This window comes from Streptomyces globisporus (genome assembly GCF_003501885.1).
GTDB classification, from domain to species: domain Bacteria; phylum Actinomycetota; class Actinomycetes; order Streptomycetales; family Streptomycetaceae; genus Streptomyces; species Streptomyces globisporus_D.
In genome coordinates this window covers 21,362-27,985 of record NZ_QWFA01000093.1, presented here as the reverse complement: position 1 = coordinate 27,985, position 6,624 = coordinate 21,362, and the positions used below count along the sequence as shown (strand labels likewise).

Annotated in this window: 5 protein-coding genes and 3 pseudogenes; 1 reads left to right on the top strand and 7 read right to left on the bottom strand. The window is 73.8% G+C overall.

Translation table 11 applies throughout. From position 1 onward, the window contains the following. Positions 1-81: 81 nt before the first annotated feature. The 3 genes and pseudogenes from D3105_RS18485 to D3105_RS18475 all read right to left on the bottom strand — a co-directional run bounded on the left by D3105_RS18485 (position 82) and on the right by D3105_RS18475 (position 1,172). Entirely contained in the window at positions 82-312 is a 231-nt protein-coding gene (locus D3105_RS18485) for a CDGSH iron-sulfur domain-containing protein (protein ID WP_118904260.1), read from the bottom strand. 13 nt (positions 313-325) lie between these two features. Further along, a pseudogene (locus D3105_RS18480) lies at positions 326-825 on the bottom strand (methyltransferase). Between the two features lie 122 nt (positions 826-947). Next, entirely contained in the window at positions 948-1,172 is a 225-nt protein-coding gene (locus D3105_RS18475; protein ID WP_118904259.1) for a hypothetical protein, read from the bottom strand. A gap of 176 nt (positions 1,173-1,348) precedes the next feature. Between D3105_RS18475 and D3105_RS18470 the strand changes: the two genes are divergently transcribed. Continuing rightward, a complete protein-coding gene (locus D3105_RS18470) occupies positions 1,349-2,035 on the top strand; it encodes a DNA alkylation repair protein (protein ID WP_118904258.1) in 687 nt (228 codons plus the stop codon). 6 nt (positions 2,036-2,041) lie between these two features. On the opposite strand, the pseudogene D3105_RS18465 reads toward D3105_RS18470, so the two are convergent. From D3105_RS18465 to D3105_RS18450, 4 genes and pseudogenes are all read right to left on the bottom strand, one after another. Beyond that, positions 2,042-3,067: pseudogene (locus tag D3105_RS18465) on the bottom strand (XdhC family protein); the annotation flags it as partial. Continuing rightward, positions 2,971-4,932, bottom strand: a pseudogene (locus D3105_RS18460) (xanthine dehydrogenase family protein molybdopterin-binding subunit); the annotation flags it as partial. The pseudogenes D3105_RS18460 and D3105_RS18465, both read right to left, overlap by 97 nt. Continuing rightward, positions 4,929-5,918, bottom strand: coding sequence for an FAD binding domain-containing protein (locus D3105_RS18455; RefSeq protein ID WP_118904257.1), 990 nt, complete (start codon positions 5,916-5,918; stop codon positions 4,929-4,931). The pseudogene D3105_RS18460 and the gene D3105_RS18455, both read right to left, overlap by 4 nt. Then, the gene (locus tag D3105_RS18450) at positions 5,915-6,490 is read right to left on the bottom strand and encodes a (2Fe-2S)-binding protein (RefSeq protein ID WP_118904256.1); all 576 of its coding nucleotides are present in this window, start codon (positions 6,488-6,490) and stop codon (positions 5,915-5,917) included. Before D3105_RS18450 ends, D3105_RS18455 begins: the two co-directional genes overlap by 4 nt. Positions 6,491-6,624 lie beyond the last annotated feature (134 nt).

Below are 6,624 nucleotides of genomic sequence, written 5' to 3'. Positions count from 1 at the left end.
CGTCCTCGCTCAGGGGTCCGCGTGCCGGGGGGAGGGCGGGAGGGGCCGCCGGGCTGTCTCGGGGAGTGGTGGTCCGGGTCGTCACGGCCGGGGCTCCTCCTTGCTTTCCTCGGGCTCTCGCCCGTCATCGTCCGGGCGGCTTTCCGCGGGCTTGCGGCGACGGTGGCTGGTGTCGCACCAGGGGTAGGCGCGGCTGCGGCGGCAGGTGCAGACCGCGACGACGAAGCGGTCGGACCGGGTCGTCGTACCGTCGTCGCCGACGACCTCGACCGGCCCTTCCACCAGGATCGGGCCTTCCCGGTTCACCACCACACGGCGTGGTGTCTCATTCCTTCCGGCCACGGATCACCACCAGTTCCTCCCGCTCCAGCCGGTCCCGCAGCAGGCCCCGGTCGCGCAGCCAGGCGGCCCGGCGGCGGGTGACCGGTCCGAACGGGATCGTCACCCGGTCGGTCACACAGACGTCGAGACCCGCGGCGGCCAGCCGGCCGAGCGTCTCCTCCGGACGGCTCAGCCCCGACTGGACCAGCAGGAGCAGACCGCCGGGGCGCAGGGCGGCGAAGGCGTCGTCGCAGATGCGGTCGAGGATCACCCGGCCGTCGGGACCCGCGTCCCAGGAGCGGCCGGGCCCGTAGCGCGGCACGGTCAGGCCCGGGCGCCGAGCCGGGTGACGCGGGCGCCGAGCCGGGCGGCGTGCAGGGCCAGCGCACCGCTGCCGGTGCACAGGTCGAGCAGATCTTTCCCCGGGCCGATCCCCTCGCGGCGCATGGCGAGGGCCAGCAGCAACGTGTCGGTCTGCGGGCGGTACACCCCTGGAAGGCGCACGACCCGGCCCGGACGCGGGGCCGCCCCGACCGCCGCCGGGGCCGTGAGGGCAGCGTCGGGCAGGGCCTCCGGCGTCACCGGGTCGTCCTCGCCCTCGGAGAGGCGAACCCCTCGGCCGCCGTTCAACGGCCGGACGTCCCGTCGGGGCGGTTCCGCCGCTCCAGACGGTCCGCGTCGGCCTGCCGGCGCCGTCCCTCGTCCCTGCGGGCCTGGTCGTCGAGCGCCTTGCCGTCCGACTCCTTGGCCAGTCCGCGGGCCTTCAGGACCTTGGCACGCAAGATCCTGCGTACGTCACGCATCGTGTCCTCCTGTGCGGTCAGCAGTAGTTCCACCGTCGAGCGGTTCATGTCTCCTCGCCAGCGGGGCGAAGCCCCGGGGGGCCGTCACCGGGCGGTCCGGTGCGCGGTGGCTCGCGCCGCTGTACTGGAGTGACCCCGCACGGCTCCGCCAAACGCGCGATCCGCCGTTCGTGGCGCCGTCGTACGCTGAATCCCCCGTTCCGACCGACTGACAGGAGACCGAGGTGGCCGCGGAGAGTCCGGTCGACGCGACGGCGGCGGAGCTCATGGCCGAGCTGGCCACGTTGGAGGACCCGCGGGCCCGCGCGGTGAACGAGAAGCACGGCGACGACCACGGGGTGAACCTCGGCAAGCTGCGGGCCGTGGCGAAGCGGCTCAGGACGCAGCAGGAGCTCGCGGTCCGGCTGTGGGAGACGGACGACACCGCGGCCAGACTGCTGGCGCTCCTGATCTGCCGTCCGAAGGCGTTCGGCCGTGACGCCCTGGACCGCATGGTGCGCGAGGCCCGAGCACCCAAGGTGCACGACTGGCTCGTGAACTACGTGGTGAAGAAGAGCCCGCACGCCGAGGAGCTGCGCGTGGCCTGGTCCGCCGATCCGGATCCCGTGGTCGCGAGCGCCGGCTGGGCGCTCACCACCGAGCGCGTCAGGAAGAAGCCCGAGGGCCTCGACCTCCCCGGGCTGCTGGATGTCATCGAGGCGGAGATGAAGGACGCCCCGGACCGTCTGCAGTGGGCGATGAACCACTGTCTGGTCCGGATCGGCATCGACCACCCCGGTCTCCGCGCCCGCGCCGTCGGCATCGGTGAGCGCCTGGAGGTGCTCAAGGACTATCCGACCTCTCCCGGCTGTACATCTCCGTACGCACCGGACTGGATCGCCGAGATGGTCCGGCGGCAGGACGCGGGGTAGCCGCTCTCAGAGCCGGCTGACGACCCGTCGTTCAGGCCCGGGCTCCCGGTGGATGGGCTCCGCTCCCCCGGTCAGCGGCAGTCCCGTGCCGCCGCGCCGGGCCGCCACGATCTCCGCCGCGATGGACAGCGCCGTCTCCTCCGGCGTCCGGGCTCCGAGGTCCAGGCCGATGGGCGACCGCAGCCGCTCCAGCTCGACGTCACCGAGTCCTGCCTCGCGCAGCCGCCGGGTCCGGTCCTCGTGGGTGCGGCGCGACCCCATCGCACCGACGAACGCGGCGGGCATCCGCAGCGCCTCCGTGAGCAGCGGCACGTCGAACCGGGCCTCGTGCGTGAGGACGCACAGCACGGTACGGGCGTCGGTGCGGGTGCGCCGCAGATAGCGGTGGGGCCAGTCGACGACGACCTCGTCGGCCTCGGGGAACCGGGCGGGCGTGGCGAAGACGGGCCGGGCGTCGCACACCGTCACATGGTGGCCCAGGAACTTGCCTGCCTTGACCAGCGCGGCGGCGAAGTCGACCGCCCCGAAGACGATCATGCGGGGCGGCGGGACGCTGGTCTCGACGAGCAGGGTGAGTCCGCCGGGGCAGTGCGAACCGTCCTCGGAGAGGGCGACGGTGCCGGTGCGGCCGGTGTCCAGCAGGGCCGATGCCTCGGCCGCCGCCGTACGGTCCAGCTCCGGGTGGCCGCCGAGCCCGCCCGTGTGGGAGCCGTCGGCGCGGACGAGCAGCGCCCGCCCCAGGAATCCGTCCGGGCCGTCCACCACCCGGGCAAGGGCAGCCGCCTCACCGGACACCGCGGCGGACAGCGCGGCCCGCAGGACCTCCCGCCCCGGTGCGTCGGACCGTACCGGCGTGACCATGATGTCCAGGACGCCGCCGCAGGTCAGTCCGACGGCGAAGGCGTCCTCGTCGCTGTAGCCGAAGCTCGTCCGAACACTCTCGCCGGACGCGAGGGCCTCGGCGCACAGTTCGTAGACCGCGCCCTCCACACAGCCGCCGGAGACCGAGCCGATCGCCGTGCCCCCGCTGTCGACGGCCCCCGATGCCGACCCCGACGCCCTTGATGCCGACCGGGTCGTCCGGGTCGTGGTCGTTCACCCAGTCCACCTCGATGGCGGGGGTGTCGGCGTGCGTGGCGACGTGGTAGCCCGCGAGGTCGGGGGCGTAGTGGCCGCCGGTGTTGCGGTCGCGGACCGCCTCCTCGTGCAGCGCCATGGAGATGCCCCAGGTCATCCCGCCGACGAGCTGGTTGCGGGCGGTGAGCGGGTTGACGATCCGGCCCGCCGCGAAGATGCCGAGCATGCGGCGCACCCGGATCTCGCCGGTGGCGGTGTCCACGGCGACCTCGGCGAACTGCGCGCCGAACGAGTGGCGTTCCTTCCGCGCGAGCGCCCCGAGGGCCTCCGTGGTGTCGGACCGTACGGTGATCCCCTCCGGCGGGATGGACGTGGTCACCGCGAGCCGCTCCCGCAGTTCGGCGGCGGCCGCCGTGACCGCCCAGGCCCAGGAGCGGGTGCCCATGGATCCGCCGGCGATCATCGCGGGGCCGAAGTCGCTGTCGCCGATGCGGACCCGGACCTGTTCGGGTGCGGTCTCCAGCGCGTCGGCGGCGATCAGGGTGAGCGCGGTGCGGGCTCCGGTGCCGATGTCGGCGGCGGTGATCCGTACGGTGAAGGAGCCGTCCGCCTCGGCCGTGACCAGGGCCGTCGAGGGGGCGGCCCCGGCGCCGAAGGAGGCCGCGGCCGTGCCGGTGCCCAGCAGCCAGCGCCCCTCGCGCCGGATGCCGGGGCGCGGGTCGCGGTCCGCCCAGCCGAACCTGCGGGCTCCTTCGCGGAAGCAGGCGGCGAGGTTGTTGCTGCTGAACGGGAGCCCCGAGACGGGGGGTGCGGTGGGCGTCGGCGTCGTACAGCACCCGGGCGACGCCGGCGCTGGGCTCGACGAACTCGTAGACCGTGGACGTCTGGTTCAGCGAGCGGTGTTCCAGGGCCAGCAGCCGGCCGTCGGGGGCCGCGCCGAGCCTGACCCGCTGGGTGGTGGGGCTGCGGTAGCCGCCCAGCGAGAACGTCTGACGCCGGGTCAGCACCACGCGTACCGGGCGTTGCAGGGCGGTGGCGGCCATCACGGCGGACACCTGGTGGGCGCGCAGGCCCTTGCTGCCGAAGCCGCCGCCGATGTGCTCGGAGCGCACCCGTACCGAGGAGGCGTCGAGCGAGAACATCGTGGCCAGTTCGCCCTGGACCCAGCCGGCGCCCTGGTTGGAGTCGACGACCTCCAGCCGGCCGCCCTCCCACCGGGCGGTCGCCGCGTGCGGCTCCATCATGCTGTGCTGCTCTTCGGGGGTGGTGTACTCCGCGTCCACCACGAAGGCGGAGGCGGCCAGTTGAGCCTCCAGGTCACCCTTCTCCGTCTCGGCGGGCATATGGCCCGCGGCCGCGTAGGCGCCGGGGTGCTCCGCGTGCAGCGCGGTGTCGTGCGGTTCGCTGTCGTACGTCACCACGAGCGCTTCGGCCGCCTCCCGGGCCTCCTCGGGGGTCTCGGCTACGACGAGCGCGACCGGCCAGCCGGCGAACGGCACCCGGTCGTTCTGGAAGACGGCGCAGGTCGGGTCGGGCGGGGTGCCGAGCATGCCGACGTAATCGGTGTGCAGGCGGGGGGCGTTGCCGTGGTGGAGCACGGTGAGCACGCCCGGCATGGCAAGGACCGGGGCGGTCTGCACGTCGAGGATCCGGCCGCGGGTGACGGTGGACAGCACGAGCCAGCCGTGGGCCAGGTCCGCGAAGGGGATCTCGCCCGCGTAGCGTGCCGCGCCGGTGACCTTCTCGCGGCCCTCGACACGGGTACGGGCGGTGCCGACGGCTCCGCGGAGCGCCGAGGGGCCCGGGGTGGTGGTCGTCATCGGGCGTCCTCCCCGGCGAGTTCGGTCAGGACGGAGACCACGAGGTTGCGCATGAGGGTCACCTTGTATCCGTTGTGGGGCAGCGGCCGGGCGGCTGCCAGCTCGGCGTCCGCGGCGGCGGCGAAGGTCGCGCCGTCGGCCGGTGCGCCGGTCAGGACGGCCTCGGCCGCGCGGGCGCGCCAGGGGCGGGAGGCGACCGCCCCGAGGGCGAGGCGCGCCTCGCGTACGCGGCCGTCCTCGACGGTGAGCGCGGCGGCGACGGAGCCGATGGCGAAGGCGTACGAGGCGCGCTCGCGCACCTTGCGGTAGCGGGAGCGGGCGACGGGCGCGGCGGGCAGGGTCACGTGGGTGATCAGCGCGCCGGGCGGCAGGGCGGTCTCCCGGTGCGGGCTGTCGCCGACGGGGAGGTAGAAGTCGGTGATCGGGATTTCGCCGGGTCCGTCCGCGCTCTCGTACGAGACGACGGCGTCGAACGCGGTCAGGGCCACCCCCATGTCGGAGGGGTGCACGGCCACGCAGTGGTCGGAGGCGCCGAGGACCGCGTGGTTGTGGTGCTCGCCCGCGACTGCGGGGCAACCGCTGCCCGGGTTCCGCTTGTTGCAGGGTTGGGAGAGGTCGGTGAAGTAGCCGCAGCGGGTGCGCTGGAGGAGGTTGCCGCCGACGGTGGCCATGTTGCGCAGCTGCCCGGAGGCTCCGGCCAGCAGGGCCTGGGTCAACGCCGGGTAGTGGCGGCGGACTTCGGGGTGGACGGCGAGGTCGCTGTTGGTGACGGTCGCCCCGATGCGCAGGCCGCCGTCCGCCGTGGGCTCGATGCGGCCCAGGGGGAGTTCGCGGACGTCGACGAGGAGGCCGGGGCGTTCCACGCCGGCCTTCATCAGGTCGACGAGGTTGGTGCCGCCGCCGAGGTAGCGCGCGTCCGGGTCGGCGGCGAGGAGGGTGACCGCGCCGGTGACGTCGTCGGCGCACTGGTAGCCGAACTCCCTCATGCGGAGGCCTCCTTGGCGGTGTGTTTCTCGGCAGCGTGTTCCTCTGCGGCGCGGGCGACGGCCTGGACGATCGAGACGTAGGCGCCGCAGCGGCACAGGTTGCCGCTCATCCGCTCGCGTATCTCCTCGGGCGTCAACGGTGGCGGTCCCGCCTCGGGGGCCGGGTCGTCGGTGACGGCGCTCGGCCAGCCGGCCGCGTGCTCCTCGATGACGGCGATGGCCGAGCAGATCTGGCCGGGCGTGCAGTAGCCGCACTGATAGCCGTCGAGGTCGAGGAAGGCCTGCTGAACGGGGTGCAGTTCGTCGCCCTCGGCCACGCCTTCGATGGTGGTGATCTCACGACCCTCGGCCGCGACCGCGAGGCTGAGGCAGGAGACGACGCGCCGCTGGTCGACCAGGACCGTACAGGCGCCGCACTGCCCCTGGTCGCAGCCCTTCTTGGTCCCGGTGAGGTCGAGGCGCTCGCGCAGGGCGTCGAGGAGGGTGGTGCGGTGGTCGATGGGCAGGTGGTGCTTCTCGCCGTTGATGTTCAGGGTGATCGCACTGGACGTCGACGAGGGCGCTGGGGCCATGTTCAGCCTTCTCTGGTGTCGGGTGGCGAGGAGAACCCGGGCCTCGGTCGGCGACCGCCGGCCCCGGCCGGGAGTAAGGTGGCCCTAACCGGACCACTGTCCGCTTACCCGGAGAACGTAACGGACAGCTGTCC

Bases quoted from the DNA above. Each gene is read 5' to 3' on its own strand.
- D3105_RS18475 (WP_118904259.1), bottom strand. From the start codon at position 1,172: ATGAACCGCTCGACGGTGGAACTACTGCTGACCGCACAGGAGGACACG.
- D3105_RS18455 (WP_118904257.1), bottom strand. From the start codon at position 5,918: ATGAGGGAGTTCGGCTACCAGTGCGCCGACGACGTCACCGGCGCGGTC.
- D3105_RS18450 (WP_118904256.1), bottom strand. From the start codon at position 6,490: ATGGCCCCAGCGCCCTCGTCGACGTCCAGTGCGATCACCCTGAACATC.